At 71.6% G+C, this 13948-nt stretch carries 15 protein-coding genes and 1 pseudogene; 7 read left to right on the forward strand and 9 right to left on the reverse strand.

Annotated elements, in window-relative coordinates; translation table 11 throughout:
* Positions 1-34: 34 nt before the first annotated feature.
* Together ACQ86L_RS11520 and ACQ86L_RS11525 are read right to left on the reverse strand one after the other, a co-directional pair.
* Positions 35-1027 carry a LacI family DNA-binding transcriptional regulator gene (locus tag ACQ86L_RS11520; protein ID WP_434315523.1) on the reverse strand — a complete coding sequence of 331 codons (993 nt, stop codon included), beginning with the start codon at positions 1025-1027 and terminating at the stop codon, positions 35-37.
* Between the two features lie 242 nt (positions 1028-1269).
* Positions 1270-2145: pseudogene (locus tag ACQ86L_RS11525) on the reverse strand (EamA family transporter); the annotation flags it as partial.
* Positions 2146-2259: 114 nt separating this feature from the next.
* Here ACQ86L_RS11525 and ACQ86L_RS11530 point away from each other — a divergent pair.
* Both ACQ86L_RS11530 and ACQ86L_RS11535 read left to right on the forward strand, forming a co-directional pair.
* Positions 2260-2811 (forward strand): CGNR zinc finger domain-containing protein, encoded by a 552-nt coding sequence (locus ACQ86L_RS11530; RefSeq protein WP_434315524.1) that lies wholly within the window; start codon positions 2260-2262, stop codon positions 2809-2811.
* 93 nt (positions 2812-2904) lie between these two features.
* Positions 2905-3954 carry a LacI family DNA-binding transcriptional regulator gene (locus ACQ86L_RS11535; RefSeq protein ID WP_434315525.1) on the forward strand — a complete coding sequence of 350 codons (1050 nt, stop codon included), beginning with the start codon at positions 2905-2907 and terminating at the stop codon, positions 3952-3954.
* 13 nt (positions 3955-3967) lie between these two features.
* Here the strand turns inward: ACQ86L_RS11535 and ACQ86L_RS11540 are convergent, their stop codons facing one another.
* The gene (locus ACQ86L_RS11540; RefSeq protein WP_434315526.1) at positions 3968-4537 is read right to left on the reverse strand and encodes an isochorismatase family protein; all 570 of its coding nucleotides are present in this window, start codon (positions 4535-4537) and stop codon (positions 3968-3970) included.
* A gap of 72 nt (positions 4538-4609) precedes the next feature.
* Here ACQ86L_RS11540 and ACQ86L_RS11545 point away from each other — a divergent pair, with 72 nt between their 5' ends.
* Positions 4610-5068, forward strand: a complete 459-nt coding sequence (locus ACQ86L_RS11545) for a MarR family winged helix-turn-helix transcriptional regulator (protein ID WP_434315527.1) — start codon at positions 4610-4612, stop codon at positions 5066-5068.
* Between the two features lie 74 nt (positions 5069-5142).
* Here ACQ86L_RS11545 and ACQ86L_RS11550 read toward each other — a convergent pair whose 3' ends face one another.
* The 3 genes from ACQ86L_RS11550 to ACQ86L_RS11560 form a co-directional block, all read right to left on the reverse strand.
* Positions 5143-5739: a hypothetical protein gene (locus ACQ86L_RS11550; RefSeq protein WP_434315528.1), complete on the reverse strand. Its 597-nt coding sequence runs from the start codon at positions 5737-5739 to the stop codon at positions 5143-5145.
* A 118-nt stretch (positions 5740-5857) separates the two neighbouring features.
* On the reverse strand, positions 5858-6256 hold the full coding sequence (locus ACQ86L_RS11555) for a hypothetical protein (protein ID WP_434315529.1): 399 nt from the start codon (positions 6254-6256) through the stop codon (positions 5858-5860).
* 131 nt (positions 6257-6387) lie between these two features.
* Positions 6388-7275 (reverse strand): aldo/keto reductase, encoded by an 888-nt coding sequence (locus tag ACQ86L_RS11560; protein ID WP_434315530.1) that lies wholly within the window; start codon positions 7273-7275, stop codon positions 6388-6390.
* A gap of 86 nt (positions 7276-7361) precedes the next feature.
* Here ACQ86L_RS11560 and ACQ86L_RS11565 point away from each other — a divergent pair, with 86 nt between their 5' ends.
* Both ACQ86L_RS11565 and ACQ86L_RS11570 read left to right on the forward strand, forming a co-directional pair.
* The gene (locus ACQ86L_RS11565) at positions 7362-8273 is read left to right on the forward strand and encodes a helix-turn-helix transcriptional regulator (protein WP_434315531.1); all 912 of its coding nucleotides are present in this window, start codon (positions 7362-7364) and stop codon (positions 8271-8273) included.
* A gap of 91 nt (positions 8274-8364) precedes the next feature.
* Positions 8365-8580, forward strand: coding sequence for a hypothetical protein (locus tag ACQ86L_RS11570; RefSeq protein ID WP_434315532.1), 216 nt, complete (start codon positions 8365-8367; stop codon positions 8578-8580).
* Between the two features lie 98 nt (positions 8581-8678).
* Here the strand turns inward: ACQ86L_RS11570 and ACQ86L_RS11575 are convergent, their stop codons facing one another.
* Positions 8679-9341 carry a fasciclin domain-containing protein gene (locus tag ACQ86L_RS11575; RefSeq protein WP_434315533.1) on the reverse strand — a complete coding sequence of 221 codons (663 nt, stop codon included), beginning with the start codon at positions 9339-9341 and terminating at the stop codon, positions 8679-8681.
* 158 nt (positions 9342-9499) lie between these two features.
* Here ACQ86L_RS11575 and ACQ86L_RS11580 point away from each other — a divergent pair, with 158 nt between their 5' ends.
* Both ACQ86L_RS11580 and ACQ86L_RS11585 read left to right on the forward strand, forming a co-directional pair.
* Positions 9500-11053: a molybdopterin-dependent oxidoreductase gene (locus ACQ86L_RS11580; RefSeq protein ID WP_434315534.1), complete on the forward strand. Its 1554-nt coding sequence runs from the start codon at positions 9500-9502 to the stop codon at positions 11051-11053.
* A gap of 18 nt (positions 11054-11071) precedes the next feature.
* The gene (locus ACQ86L_RS11585) at positions 11072-11731 is read left to right on the forward strand and encodes a class I SAM-dependent methyltransferase (RefSeq protein WP_434315535.1); all 660 of its coding nucleotides are present in this window, start codon (positions 11072-11074) and stop codon (positions 11729-11731) included.
* A gap of 138 nt (positions 11732-11869) precedes the next feature.
* Here ACQ86L_RS11585 and ACQ86L_RS11590 read toward each other — a convergent pair whose 3' ends face one another.
* Together ACQ86L_RS11590 and ACQ86L_RS11595 are read right to left on the reverse strand one after the other, a co-directional pair.
* A complete protein-coding gene (locus tag ACQ86L_RS11590) occupies positions 11870-12964 on the reverse strand; it encodes an ABC transporter substrate-binding protein (RefSeq protein WP_434315536.1) in 1095 nt (364 codons plus the stop codon).
* A 77-nt stretch (positions 12965-13041) separates the two neighbouring features.
* A complete protein-coding gene (locus tag ACQ86L_RS11595) occupies positions 13042-13944 on the reverse strand; it encodes an ABC transporter permease (RefSeq protein ID WP_434318884.1) in 903 nt (300 codons plus the stop codon).
* Positions 13945-13948 lie beyond the last annotated feature (4 nt).

The raw sequence follows: 13948 nt of genomic DNA on the forward strand, positions 1-13948 counted from the left end.
ATTCTGGAAAATGTGCGGAATCACAGGGCGACGATCACTCGGGAGCCCCCACCACCGGCGCACTCTCCCGCACCACCAGCCGGTGCGGCGCCACGAGCACTTCGGGCTCCAGCGCCTCCCCGGCCAGCCGCCGCACGATGCGGTCGAGCGCCGTCTCGGCCAGCCACTGCTTGTCCGGGCTCACCGTCGTGAGCGAGGGGATGGAGAAGCGGCCGTCCTCGATGTCGTCCCAGCCGACCACCGCCACCTCGTCGGGCACCGAGACCCCCGCCTCATGCAGCGTCCGCAGCGCGCCGAGGGCCAGGGCGTCGGAGAAGCAGAAGATCGCGTCGAACCGTTCGCCGCTGTCGAGCAGGCGGCGCATCGCCGCGGCACCCTCCGGACGGCGGAAACCCTCCACGTACTCCACGATCTCGGGGAGGCCGAGGTCGGCGTGCGCGCGGATCGCGGCGCGGTAGCCCTCCAGGCGCTGCGAGCTGGCGGCGCGGTGGCTGCGCTCGGCGCCGATCGCGGCGATGCGGCGGCGGCCCTGGGCAAGCAGGTGCTCGACGGCCTCCCGAGCGGCCTGGAAGTTGTCGATCATCACCTTGTCGTAACCCGGGAACTCATCCTCGCCGAGGAACACGAGCGGCCCCGCGGCGAGCGCCTCCAGGTCCTCCGCGCGGAGGGCGAGCGGGCTCAGGGCGAGCGCGTCGAAGAGCGAGCCGCCCGCGGTCCGGCGGAGCAGGGCGAGCTCGCGCTCCCGGTCGCCGTCGGTCTGGTCGACGACGACGGTGAGCCCGCGCTCGGCGCCGCCCTCGACGAAAGCGCGGGTGAGCTCGGCGAAGTAGGCGGTGTCCAGCTCGGGCAGCATCAACCCGATGAGCCCGGACCGCCCCACCTTCAGGCTGCGCGCGAGCTCGCTCGGCTGGTATTCGAGCTCGTGGATGACGCGGAGGACGCGCTCCCGGGTCGCCGGCGCGACGTGGTCGAAACCGTTGACGACGTTGGAGACGGTCCGGACGGAGACGCCGGCGGCCTCCGCCACCTCACGACGTGTCGCCGCCATGCTCCCCCGCTCCGTGCTGTTCCGCGCTTTGCCTCGTGGCAACCCGCGCTCATCCTATCCAGGTCGCGCACGCTTCCCCGACCGTCAGCCGAGGGGCACGTTGTTGTCGCTTGGGAGGGCCGGAAGTGACAACGACGTGCCCTTCGACGGTCGGGGGTGGTGGAGATGGGCTCGGGGGTGGAGGGCTCGGGGGCCGTGGGGTCGGCGCGGACCAGCGCGATGCCGCCCAGGATGAGCACTCCGCCCACCAGCTGCAGCGCGTTCAGCGACTCCCCCAGCAGCAGCCACGCGTAGAACGTCGCCGCCACGACCTCCAGCAGCCCGGCGAACGAGCCGAGCCGGGAGCCCAGCATGTTCGCCGCGGTGATGCCCGACGCGTAGGCCAGTGCGGTGGCGAGGACACCGACCACCGCGAGGGGAACCCACCACGGCGCGTGTCCGCCGAAGAGCTCGACGTCGCGGGTGCTCACGACGAACGGGAGCAGGCCGGTGGCGCTCACCGCGGCCAGCACCACACCGCCCGCGAGCAGGCCGCCCGCGGCGAGGGCGACCGGCGGGAGGCCGTCGGACGGGCGCGCGGCGATGATGTAGTAGCCGGCGCAGCCGAGCATCGCGGTCACCGCGAGCGCGACGCCGACGAGGTCGAGCGGCTTTCCGCCGCCAGGGGACACGACGAGCAGCAGCCCGGCGATCGCCACGACCGAGCCGGCGAGGACCACGGCCTTCGGCGCCCGGCGGGTGCGGGCCCAGACGAACAGCACCAGCACTACCGGCGCCAGGTACTCGATCAGGATGGCCGTGCCGACCGGGATGCGCTCGATCGCGGCGAAGTAGAGCACCTGCGTCCCCGCCACGCCGACCAGGGCCATCCCGAGCAGGCGCCAGCGTCCCCGCCAGAGGGAGCCCCAGCGGCCGCGGAGGGCGAGGATCGCGAACGGCGCCAGCACGACGCCGCCGATCAGCACGCGCGCGGTGACCGCGGCGGCCGGCGACCAGCCGCTCTCCAGCAGCGGCTTGATGAACGCTCCGGACAGACCGAACGACGCGGCGGCGACGACCGCGACGACGAGACCCCTGGATGTCTGGTTCGGTGCCATCGGAGGCCTCCTGCGTGCGCGTGGGACGGGTCCCGGCGGCACGGGAAGCGCTCGCGTCAGGACCGTAGTGGGTTATGATCCTGACGCTAGTACCCGGCGAGGTAAGGAGTCAACTTGCGTTTTGCCCCTGACGCGGAGGACGCCCTCCAGTTCGCGGTGACCCTGTGCAACACCGTCCCGACGGCCTCCCGCAGCGGGGAGGACGAGCTCGCCACCCCTGCGCAGCTCGTCGCCCTCCTGCACGAGAACCAGTACTCGGGGCGCATCGACGGCGACGAGGCCGAGCTCCGGCAGGTGCACGAGACCCGGGACCGCCTCCGCCGCGCCTGGACGATGGAGCGCGACGCCGCCGTCGCCGAGGTGAACGCCATGCTCGCCGACGCCCACGCCTCCCCCTACCTGATGCGGCACGACGGCTTCGACTGGCACCTGCATGCGACGTCCCTCGACGCGCCGCTTGCCGAACGCATCCGGGTGGAGGTCGCGCTCGCGCTGGTGGACGTCATCCGCTCGAACGAGAACGACCGGCTGCGGAGCTGCGCCGCCTTCGACTGCGACGGGCTCGTCCTCGATCTGTCCCGCAACGGGTCCAAGCGGTTCTGCAGCGTGCGGTGCGGCAACCGGATGAACATGGTGGCGTTCCGGGCGCGGCAGGAGACGGAGTAGCGGCCGGGTGCGCGCGGGGTGCGTGAGATGATGACGGACAGACCGACCCACCCCACCGGAGCAGCCACACGCCATGACGTCGGAGAACACGCAGTGACGGACGGGAAGCTGCCCACCATGCAGGCCGTCGCCGACACGGCGGGCGTGTCGCTGGCGACCGTGTCCAACGTGCTGAACCAGCCCTCCCGCGTCGCGCCAGGCACCCGGGAGAAGGTGCGGGCGGCGATCGAGTCGCTCGGCTACATCCGCAACGCCGCCGCGCGCGACCTCAAGCGCAGCCGGAGCGACGGCATCGGGCTCATCGTGCCGGACATCCTCAACCGGCTGTTCGTGGACATCTCCCGCGGCGCGCAGATCACCGCGGGCCGGAAGGGCCTGAGCCTGCTGATGGCCAACGCCGTCTACGCGTTCGAGTCGTTCGAGCCGCTGGTGGTCACCGACCAGCAGGACCAGTTCCTCGACTACTTCGCGGAGGAGCGCACCAGCGGCATCCTCTACGCGGCGATGAGCGACCCGACGGACGGGATCAACCGCATCCGCGGCCACGTCCGGCCGATCGTGGTGATCAACTACGACCAGCCCGGCGACTGGTGCTCTGTGCTGATGGACAACCGGCAGGCCGGGCGGATCGCGGCCGAGCACCTGGCCGCCATCGGCGTGCGCCGCGTCTTCTACGTGTCGCCGCCCGACGCCGCCCAGCCCATCGCGGACCGCCGCCGCGGCGTCGAGGAGGCCGCGGCGACGCTCGGGCTGGAGCTGACCCAGGTGACCACGGGAGGCTTCCGCGCCGAGCACGGACGCGCGGCGATGACCGACCTGCTGGCCGGCCGCCGCGACGGCGAGCGCTTCGCGTTCGTCGGCATCACGGACGACCTGGCGCTCGGCGCGCTCCACGTCCTCCGCGAGCACGGCGGCCTGCGCATCCCGGAGGACGTCGCGCTCATCGGGCTGGACGGCACCCACGACGGCGCGGAGTCCGACTGGGTGAGCCTGACCTCCATCACGCTGCCGGGCTACCGGATGGGCGAGGAGGCGATCCGGCTGGTGCTGGACGAGGCGCAGCCCGGGCACCGGCACGAGCGCGTGGTGCTGCCGGTGGGGATGCGGTTCGGGGCGAGCACGGTCCGGCCGGACGCGGGCTAGACGGCCGGCCGGCTCAGTCGCGCGCAGCGACCAGCTCCAGCACCTCGGCCGTGGTCCCGAGCTCGCCGAGTTTCGGGAACTGGTGCGCGATGGAGGCCTCGTGCGCCTCCAGCGCGTCGCTCATCGCGTCGGTGACGAAAGCGACGTGGTAGCCGAGCTCGTACGCGGAGCGGGCGGTCGACTCGACGCCGGAGGTCGTGGAGACGCCGGTAAGGACGATCTGGGTCGCGCCGGCCTCCTTCAGCTTGGCGTCGAGGTCGGTCGAGAGGAAGGCGCCGAGCGTGCGCTTGGTCACGGTGATGTCGCCCGGCTGCTGATCGAGCTCGGGGAGGAGCGCGGTCGCCTCGGCGGGCAGGGTCTGGCCTCCGGCGCGTCCGGTCGCCTTGCCGCGATCGGTGCGGCCCGGCGCGGTCCCGGCGACGTTCACGAGCACCACCGGGAGGCCCTTCGCGCGGAAGGCCGCGGCGAGCTGCGCCGAGTTGGAGACGACCTGCTCGATCGGGTGCGCCGTGGGGTAGCCCAGGATGCCGGTCTGGAGGTCGATGACGACGAGGGCGGGGGTCTGTTCGAGCTCGATGCTCATGCGGGTCTCCTGTAACGTTCGCGGGCACAATCGTTTGTGTCGCTGATGATCAGCCTACGCTATGATTTCTGCATGTCCAGCGAGAGGCCGGCGGCCGGCGACCCGAGCGAGCTCCTCGCCTCCCTGCTCAAGCACGCCCAGCAACGGCTGATGGCACTCGCGGACGCCGCGCTCGAACCGCACGGTCTCGACCGCAAGGAGTTCGGCGTCCTCCGGGTGCTGGCCGCGGGCGAGCCGCTGTCGCAGCAGGCGCTCGCCGGCCTCCTCGGCGTCGACCCGACCACGATGGTCGCGGTGCTCGACGCGCTGGAGGACAAGGGGATCGTGACCCGCCGGCCCGACCCGGCGGACCGCCGGCGCAACCAGATCGCGCTGACCGCGAGCGGGCAGGCGACGAACGCGGCTGCGGAGGCTGCGTATGCGGCGGCGGAGGGGAGTTCCTGGGGCCGCTGCGGAGCGCGGATGCCGGGGAGTTGCGGAGGATGCTGCGGGCGGTCGCGATGGTCGAGGGCGGCGCCCCGTCGGTGGTAGCCCGCGCCTCCGAGGGCGGTGCGCGGACCGCGCCCTGAGCGGCGGCCCTCACCGCATCGCGACCCTCCGCACGGTCAGAAGAAGCGGTGCCCCTCGGGTCGCGAGCGATAAGCGAACCCGGCGGCGATCGACGCCACCACCCAGACGAACACGGCAGTGACGCCGATCACACCGCCGAGCGCCGACGCCAGAGGACGAGCGACCATCGCGACGACCGCGACGATCACCGCGGTGACGGTCAGCCGCTTCCAGGCGCGCTCCGAGAGCGAGGCGCGCACGTGCTGTAGCGACTCGGCAGGGTCCTCAGCGAGCCGGTATCCCAGCCCGGCGAACGCGAAGGCGCCGTAGAGGCTGAACAGGCAGAAGATGCCGAGCGCGGCGACGGTGACGGTGACGGAACGCCGATACCGGAGGATGTCCGCCTCCGACCAGCCGACGTACAGCCGATACCCGTTGACTCCTTGCACCACCGCGGCAGCGACGACGAGCACGCCGCTGGCCGCGAGATAGGCCTTCAGCGGCGAGGGCGGGAGCAGCGAGGCGAGCAGCGATACGCACACCACGGCCATGATGGGGAGCAGCAGCCAGTCCCACACCCGCAGCGGCACTCCCGGCGGCACGACAAGCGGCGCGTCGTCGTGCGCCGCGTCCGGCGCATCACCCTCTGTCACGCCGCGAGTTCAGCGCCGCGGTGCCGTCGCCCCTCCGGGTGCGCCCGCTCGCGGTCCGATGCCGGGTGCCGAGCGCGTCCGGCCCAGTTGCTGCGATAGACGCTGTTCGGCTCCGGGGTCACAGGAGCGGGCTGTCGTCGTCGGCGTCGTCCTGCCAGACGGAGCTCCCGGAAGCGTAGCCGTAGGGGAACAGCGCGATCGCGAGCGGCGACACCATGACGGAGGCCGCGACGGCGGGCAGCAGTGGCCCGAGGACGCGTTCGAGGCTCCCGGGGCGGGTGACCTCCAGGTCGGTGGCGACGCGCGCGAGGGAGTCGGGACGGCCGTCGACCGGACGGTCGGCCTCGTCGACGCTCTCCGCGAGGCGGGTGCGCAGGTCGCCGCGCTGGTCGTCGGTCAGCGCTGCGAACGCCTCGGCGTGGACCTGGACGAGCTGGTCCGGCTGGCCGGTCGCGAGCACGAACTCGTAACGCTCGACGGCCTCCTCGTCGGGGGAGGAGCGGTGCTTCCTGGACATGGGACCCGAGTGTAGACCCGGGCTGGGGCGGTGGCTTCAGCAGGAAGACACGCCAGGATCTCCTTCCGAACGAGCTTCGGAAGGAGCTCACTGGGTGTGTCGGGGGTATCTTCCTGCCGGCGTGGAGGAGTTCACGCCTCCGGGATCGGCATTGCGAACCGCTCCGGGCGCGCCACGTCCGGGTCGGGGCCGTTGCGCACGCCCGCGTCGAGCGCGTCGATGCGGGTCAGCTCGTCGGCGGTCAGTTCGAAGTCGAAGACGTCGAAGTTCTCGGCGATGCGGCGCGGGTTCACCGACTTCGGGATGGCCGAGCGGCCCTGCTGGAGGTGCCAGCGCAGCATGACCTGGGCCGGGGTCTTGCCGTGGGCGGCGGCGAGGTCGGCGAGCACCGGGTCCTCCATCACGTTGCGGCGCTGCTCGCCCCAGCCGGGGTAGAAGGTGATCCCGCCGATCGGGGACCATGCTTGCGTGACGATGCCGTGCGCGGCGTCCGCGGCCTGCACCTCCGGCTGGGTGAAGTAGGGGTGGAGCTCGACCTGGTTCACCGCCGGGACCACGCCGGCCTCGGCGAGCAGCCGGTCCAGGTGGTGCGGCATGAAGTTGCTGACGCCGATCGCGCGGACGCGGCCGTCGGCGAGGAGGGTCTCCAGCGCCTTGTACGCCTCGATCGTCTGCTCGAAGCGGTCGGGCGCCGGCTGGTGGAGGATGAGGAGGTCGAGCTGATCGAGTCCGAGCTTCCCGGTGGCCTTCTCCCACGCGTGCAGCGTCCGGTCGTAGCCGTAGTCGGACACCCAGACCTTGGTCTCCACGAAGACGTCGGCGCGGTCGACTCCGGAGCGGCGCAGGCCTTCGCCGACCTCCCGCTCGTTGCCGTACGCGGCGGCGGTGTCGATGTGCCGGTAGCCGGTCGCGAGGGCCGCCTGCACCGCCTGGGTGGTCTCCTCGGGCGGGCTCTGGAAGACGCCGAGCCCGAGCGCGGGCATCGTGACGCCGTTGTTGAGGGTGAGTTCGATGGTCATGGTCATCACGCTAAGCGCGTCGGCGGAAGGCAGGGAGGTCGTGCCAGTGCCTCCCTCGCGGGTCCGGCGCGGCGTAGCGTCGAGCTATGACGAACAGCGACGACGTGCGGGACTTCCTCACCTCCCGCCGCGCCCGGCTCACGCCGGAGCAGGCCGGGCTGCCCGCCTACGGCGGCAACCGCCGCGTCACCGGGCTGCGCCGCGAGGAGGTCGCGATGCTCGCCGGCGTGAGCGTCGACTACTACACCCGGTTGGAGCGCGGGAACCTGTCCGGCGCCTCCGACAGCGTCCTGGAGGCACTCGCCCGGGCGCTGCAGCTCGAGGAGGCGGAGACCGCGCACCTCTACGACCTGGCGCGGGCGGCCGACGTCGCCCCGCGGATCCGCCGCCGGCGCTCCCCGCAGACGGTGCGCCCCAGCCTCCAGCGGGTCATCGACGCCATCACCGGCGCCCCTGCCTGGGTCCGCAACGACCGCGGCGACGTCCTCGCCGCCAACGAGCTCGGCCGGGCGCTGTACGTGGACCTGATGTCCGAGGTCGTGAAGCCCCCGAACGCCTCGCGCTTCACGTTCCTCAACCCGAAGTCGCGCGCGTTCTACGCGGACTGGGAGCGGGCCGCCGACGACATGGTCGCCATCCTCCGCTCGGCCGCCGGCCGCAACCCGTACGACAAGGACCTCACCGACCTCGTCGGCGAGCTGTCCACCCGCAGTGAGGAGTTCCGCACCCGCTGGGCGCGGCACGACGTCAAGTACCACCGCACCGGCCGCAAGCGGGTGCACCACCCGATCGTCGGCGACCTCGACCTGGCCTTCGAGGCGTTCGAGCTGCCGGGCGAGCCGGGCCTGCGCATCAACGTGTACACGGCCGATCCCGGCACGCCGTCGGAGGACGCGCTGAAGCTGCTCGCGAGCTGGGCGGCGACGCAGCGGGAGGCAGAGGCGCACCCCGAGTCCGACGCCGACACCGCCCGTCCCGACATCACGATGAACGACTAGGAGACCCGCGTGGAACTGCTCCCCGGCCAGGACGGACCCGAGACCGAGCGGCCCGCACAGGCGACGACGACGAGTACGGGAGGCGATCCTGATGTCCGAACGCAGTGAGAGCCGCCACTTCGCGCGGGATGTCCGGCGGACGATCGCCGCGCTGCCGGAGGACGAGGACGCCCTGCTCCGGGTGGAGGCCGCTCTGCGGGCTGCGCCCGGGTTCGTGGCGGCGCCGCCGCTGTGGCGGCTGTTCCGGCGGCCGCCGGCCGACCTGAGCAGCGTCCGGAAGCAAGGACGTACCAGCGAGCAGCGCTGAGCAGCTGAACCGAAGGGCACGTCGTTGTCGCTTTCCCGGGCGGGAAGCGACAACGACGTGCCCTTCGATCGTGTGCGCTGAGGGTGCGCAGCTCAGCCTTACTTGGCCGGGGGCATCAGCACCGAGTCGATGAGGTACACGGTCGCGTTCGCCGTGTGGACGCCGCCGCAGATGACGTTGGCGTCGTTCACCTTGAGGTTGTCGCCGGAACCGGTGACCGTCACGGTCCCGCCCTCGACCGTCTTGTGGGTGCCCACGATGTCCTTCGGCGAGAGCTGGCCGGGGATGACGTGGTAGGTGAGGATGCTGGTCAGCGTCGGAGCGCCGGCGTCTGTCTTCAGTGTGTCGATCGTTGCGGGGTCGATCTTCTGGAAGGCGTCATCGACCGGGGCGAACACCGTGAACTGCCCGCTGTTGAGGGTGTCGACCAGGTTCACCTTGGGGTTGAGCTTTCCGGAGACGGAGGCGACCAGGGTGGTCAGCAGGGGGTTGTTGCTCGCCGCGGTCGCGACCGGGTCCTGGGCCATCCCCTGGACCGAGCCGGCGCCGGAGGGGACCTGCTTGGCGTAGGTCGCGCAGCCCGGGCCGACGAGGTCGGCCGCCGGGTCCATCGAGGACGACGCCGACGGGGACGACTTCGGCATGGACGAGCTCGTGTCGGTGGTCGAGGAGCCGGCTCCGGACGAGCAGGCGGTGAGCGCGAGCGCGGCGGCGGCGAGGATGCCGGCTGCGGCGAGGCGGGTGCGCGTTGTGGATCGCATGTTTCTTCTCCTTCGAGAGGCTGCTTCGAACCGGTGCAGATCGGGAGACCGCATCGGCGGCCGTCAACAGGGGTTCGGCCCGGGGGCCGGATCGGATTGGAACCCGCGTCCGGCGCCCCTCCGCCAATCCGCGGCGGCCTCCGCGCCGAAGAGGTGTCGTGACCAACCGCAGAAGACATCGCGCTGCCTGGGCCTGGGCCGCACTCGCGGGCGCGGTGAGCGGAGGGCTCTTCGTGGCCGTGGCCGAAGCCGTCGCCCTCGTCGCCGCCCGGGAGGCCAGCCCGCTGATCGCGGTCGGATCGTTCGTGATCGACATCGTGCCGCGCTGGGCGAAGGAGCTCGCGATCGAGCTGTTCGGCTCGAACGACAAGCTCTTCCTGCTGTCCTCGCTCGGCGCCGCGGTGCTCGTCGCGGCGGCCGTCGCCGGGATCCTGGAGTTCTGGCGCCGGTGGGTGGGCGTCGCCCTGTTCCTCGTGGCCGGGGTGCTCGCGGTCGTCGCGACCGTGACGCGGGCCGACGCGAGCCCGCTCGGCCTCCTGCCGTCCGCGCTCGGCGCGCTCGCGGGCGCGGCTGCGCTCCGGTTCCTCGTCGATGCGCTCCGGCGCTGGCGGGACGCGATCGGCGGCGAACGCGCGACCTCCGGCGTCGACCGGCGCCGCTTCCTGCTCTTCACCGGAGCGGGCGCCGCTCTCGCGGTCGTCGTGGGCGTCGGCTCCCGGCTCGGGTCGGCCGCGACGTCCTCGATCGCGGCGATCCGCGCCGCCCTGCACCTCCCCGCGCCGGCCAACCGGGTCGAGGTCCCGGCCGGCGCCGACCTCCACCTGAAGGACCTGTCGCCGCTGTTCACCCCCAACGCCGACTTCTACCGGGTGGACACGGCCCTGACGGTGCCGTCGATCGACCCGTCCGGCTGGTCGCTCACCGTGGACGGGATGGTGGAGAGCCGCGTCGAGCTGAGCTTCCGCGACCTGCTCGCGATGGGCCTGCGCGAGTACGCGATCACCCTCACCTGCGTCTCCAACCAGGTCGGCGGGAACCTCGTCGGCAACGCCCGCTGGCTGGGCGTCCCGGTGCGCGAAGTGCTCGCCCGCGCCCGCCCGCGGAACGGCGCCGACATGGTGCTGTCGCGCAGCATCGACGGCTTCACCGCGGGCACGCCGCTCACGGCGCTCACCGACCCCGGCCGCGACGCCATCCTCGCGGTCGGGATGAACGGCGAGCCCCTGCCGCTGGAGCACGGCTTCCCGGTGCGGATGGTCGTCCCCGGCCTCTACGGCTACGTCTCGGCGACCAAGTGGCTCACCGAGCTGAAGGTGACGAGGTTCGCCGCCGACCAGGCCTACTGGACGCCCCGCGGCTACAGCGAGAAGGCGCCGATCAAGCTCTCCAGCCGCATCGACACGCCCCGGATCGACCGGTCGCTCGCGGCCGGCCCGACGAAGATCGCGGGCGTCGCCTGGGCGCAGACGGTCGGCATCCAGAAGGTCGAGGTCCAGGTCGACGGCGGTCCCTGGCAGCAGGCGATGCTCGCCGCACCGATCAATGCCGACACCTGGGTGCAGTGGTCGCTCGACTGGGACGCGACCTCGGGATCGCACACGATCGCCGTCCGCGCGACCGACCGCGCAGGGAGGCTGCAGGAGGAGAAGCGCACCCCGATCGCGCCGAACGGGTCGACGGGGTGGCAGTCGACGCTGGTGCGGGTGGGGTGACGCCGCCAGACTGACACCATGACCGACGCGAACCCGGCCGCCTCCAAGGAGACCCGACGCCAGCGCCGGACCTGGCGCCGCCAGGCCGCCCGCTACGACCGCACGGTCGGCAAAGCCGAGCTGACCATGCTCGCCGGCAGCCGCGAGTGGGTCGGCGCCCGGGCGAGCGGCCGCGTGCTGGAGGTCGCCGTCGGGAGCGGGCGCAGCCTCCCGTACTATCCGGCGGGGGTCGAGGTGGTGGGGATCGACCTGAGCCCGGAGATGCTGGCGATCGCGCGCCGCAGGGCTGCGGAGCTCGGGCGAACCGTGGACCTCCGCGAAGGGGACGCCGAGGCGCTGCCCTTCGCGGATGCAGAGTTCGACACGGTCGTCTGCGCGCTCGCGCTGTGCTCGATCCCGCGGCCGGAGATCGCCCTCGGGGAGATGGCGCGCGTCGTCGTGCCGGGCGGGTCCGTCGTGCTGGTCGACCACACCCGGAGCGACCGTGCCCTCGTCTACGCCGGGCAGTGGCTGATCGAGCGGGTCAGCATCCCGCTGCAGGGCGAGCACCTCACCCGGCGGCACCGCGGCGAGGTGGAGGCCGTGGGGCTGGAGGTCGTGGAGCACGAGCGCCTGCGCTCCGGCGCGGTCGAACGCATCCGCGCCACGCGCCCGATTCCACCGTCGAGGGGCACGTAAACGCCCCTAAAAGCGCGTTTTAGGGGCGTTTACGTGCCCTTCGGCGAGGGCGAGGGCGGGCACATGGAAGCCCGCCCGGTGCGTTGGATGGCTGGACAACACCGGGCGGGCTGATTCGGGGGTTTCCGTTGGGGTGGATCAGCCGTCCGCGCCGGCGGGCGTCGTGGTGATCTTGGTGCCCTCCAGCTTGTTCGCCGCTTCCGCGTACTTGTTGGTGAACGTGTCGCTGATCTTCACCTTCGAGGTGTCGACGCCGATGGTCTTCTCCATGTCGAAGATGACCTTCGGGCCACCGGCGGGCATGATGCCGTCCGGCAGGAACTGGCCCTTGTCGGTCGACAGGCCGTCGATGTACTGCTGCTTGGTGATCGTGCTGTTCTGCACGAAGTCCTGCGGCATCTTGTTCGCGATGTCCGCGGCCGAGTGCGTCGCGATCCAGTGCATCGTCGCGACGAGCGCGTCGACCACCTTCTGCGCGGCGTCCTGGTGGCTCTTCACCCAGCTCGCCTGCGCCAGCAGACCGGCTGCCGGCCACGCGCCGCCGAGGGCCTTGGTCGCGCCCTTCGTGGTCGCCATGTCGACCGCGGAGACGGCGAGCTTCTGCGAGGTGAGCGCGCCGACCGTCGGCTGCGTGGTCATCACGCAGTCCGCGGAGCCGCGCTGGATGGCCGCGATCGCGGTCGAGCCGGCGTGGACGGCGATGGTGTTGTACTCCTTCTTCGTCACGCCCTGCTTGGCGGCGAGGAACTGGGTGAGCTCGTCGGTGCCAGAGCCGAGGTCGGTTACGCCCATGTTCTTGCCCTTGAAGTCGGCGGCGGAGGTGACGTTCGCCTTCGGGTTGCACATCACCCGCTCGCCGGGAGCGCCCGAGAGCTGCACCAGGTTGATGACGTCCTTGCCCTTGGACTGGAAGTCCACGGTGTGGACATACCAGGCTCCCGCCATGTCCACCTGACCGGAGGCCATGGCGTCCTCGGCGCCGACGCCGCCGTTCTGCTCGGTCGACAACTCCATGTTGACGCCGTACTTCTTGTAGTAGCCGAGCTGCTGGGCCAGCTGGTAGGGGAGGTAGATCTGCTTGTCGATGCCGCCGACCATCATCTTGACGGTCGGCATGGGGCCGGAGCTGCTGCCGGCCGCCGCGGTGCCGCCTCCACCGCCGGAGCAGGCGGCGAGGCTCAGGGCCACGACGACGCCCGCTGCCGCGATGGCACCGATGCTGCGCTTCTTCATGGGGGTTGTTCCTTTCTTCGTGCCGGACGGGTCCGGCGTTCTGCTTCGTTGCAGGACAGGTGGGGTGTCGGGCGCGCTCAGATCGCCTGGGCCTCGGACCGGCTCGGCGGACGCCACTTGAGGAGGGACTTCTCCAGGAGGGTGATCAGGTACTCGGCCACGAGCGTGACCACGGCCACGATGACCATGCAGGCGAAGACCGTGTTCGGGTCGAAGCTGCCCTGCGCCTGGCTGATGATGAGGCCGACGCCGTGCTGGGCGCCGAGCACCTCGGCCACCAGGGCGCCGATGATCGCGAAGCCGAACGCGGTGTGGAGGCTCGCGATGATCCACGTCATGGCCGACGGGATGGTCACGTGCCGCGCGACCTGCACCGGCGAGGCGCCGAGCACCCGGACGTTCGCGACCAGGTTCTGGTCGACCTCCCGCACGCCCTGGAAGGCGTTGAAGAAGACCACGAAGAACACCAGCACGGCGGCGAGGAGCACCTTCGGGAAGACGCCGAGGCCGAACGCGACGATGAAGATCGAGCCGAGCACGATGCGGGGGATCGAGTTCACGACCTTGATGTACGGGCCGAACACCGACGCGAGGTAGCGGTTGGAGCCGAGCAGGATGCCGAACACGACGCCCAGGAGGGTGCCGAGCAGGAAGCCGAGGAAGGCCTCCTGGACCGTGATCCAGAGGTTCTCCCAGATGGTCCCGAACGCGGTGCCCTGAGTGAACAGGTGCACCAGGCTGTCCCAGATTCCGGAGGGCTGGCCGTAGAAGAACTTGTCGACCCAGCCCACGGAGGTGAACCACTGCCAGCCGCCGATCACGACGATGGCGACGGCGACGCGGCCGGCCCAGATCCAAGCGACCCGACGACGGTGCGCGCGGCGGCCGGCGACGCGGAGCTCGGTCTCGCGCTCGGCGAGCGGGGCGGAGGCGGGCCTGCCCGCCTTCTTCTCTGTGTTGTTCTTCTCTGCGATCGTCATGGTG

It is taken from the genome of Leifsonia sp. P73, from assembly GCF_051059105.1.
Taxonomy (GTDB): domain Bacteria; phylum Actinomycetota; class Actinomycetes; order Actinomycetales; family Microbacteriaceae; genus Leifsonia.

Excerpts from the sequence above, each read along its gene's own strand:
- ACQ86L_RS11540 (WP_434315526.1), bottom strand. The coding sequence starts at position 4,537 with ATGAGCATCGAGCTCGAACAGACCCCCGCCCTCGTCGTCATCGACCTC.
- ACQ86L_RS11545 (WP_434315527.1), top strand. The coding sequence starts at position 4,610 with ATGTCCAGCGAGAGGCCGGCGGCCGGCGACCCGAGCGAGCTCCTCGCC.
- ACQ86L_RS11555 (WP_434315529.1), bottom strand. The coding sequence starts at position 6,256 with ATGTCCAGGAAGCACCGCTCCTCCCCCGACGAGGAGGCCGTCGAGCGT.
- ACQ86L_RS11560 (WP_434315530.1), bottom strand. The coding sequence starts at position 7,275 with ATGACCATCGAACTCACCCTCAACAACGGCGTCACGATGCCCGCGCTC.
- ACQ86L_RS11565 (WP_434315531.1), top strand. The coding sequence starts at position 7,362 with ATGACGAACAGCGACGACGTGCGGGACTTCCTCACCTCCCGCCGCGCC.
- ACQ86L_RS11570 (WP_434315532.1), top strand. The coding sequence starts at position 8,365 with ATGTCCGAACGCAGTGAGAGCCGCCACTTCGCGCGGGATGTCCGGCGG.
- ACQ86L_RS11575 (WP_434315533.1), bottom strand. The coding sequence starts at position 9,341 with ATGCGATCCACAACGCGCACCCGCCTCGCCGCAGCCGGCATCCTCGCC.
- ACQ86L_RS11585 (WP_434315535.1), top strand. The coding sequence starts at position 11,072 with ATGACCGACGCGAACCCGGCCGCCTCCAAGGAGACCCGACGCCAGCGC.
- ACQ86L_RS11590 (WP_434315536.1), bottom strand. The coding sequence starts at position 12,964 with ATGAAGAAGCGCAGCATCGGTGCCATCGCGGCAGCGGGCGTCGTCGTG.
- ACQ86L_RS11595 (WP_434318884.1), bottom strand. The coding sequence starts at position 13,944 with ATGACGATCGCAGAGAAGAACAACACAGAGAAGAAGGCGGGCAGGCCC.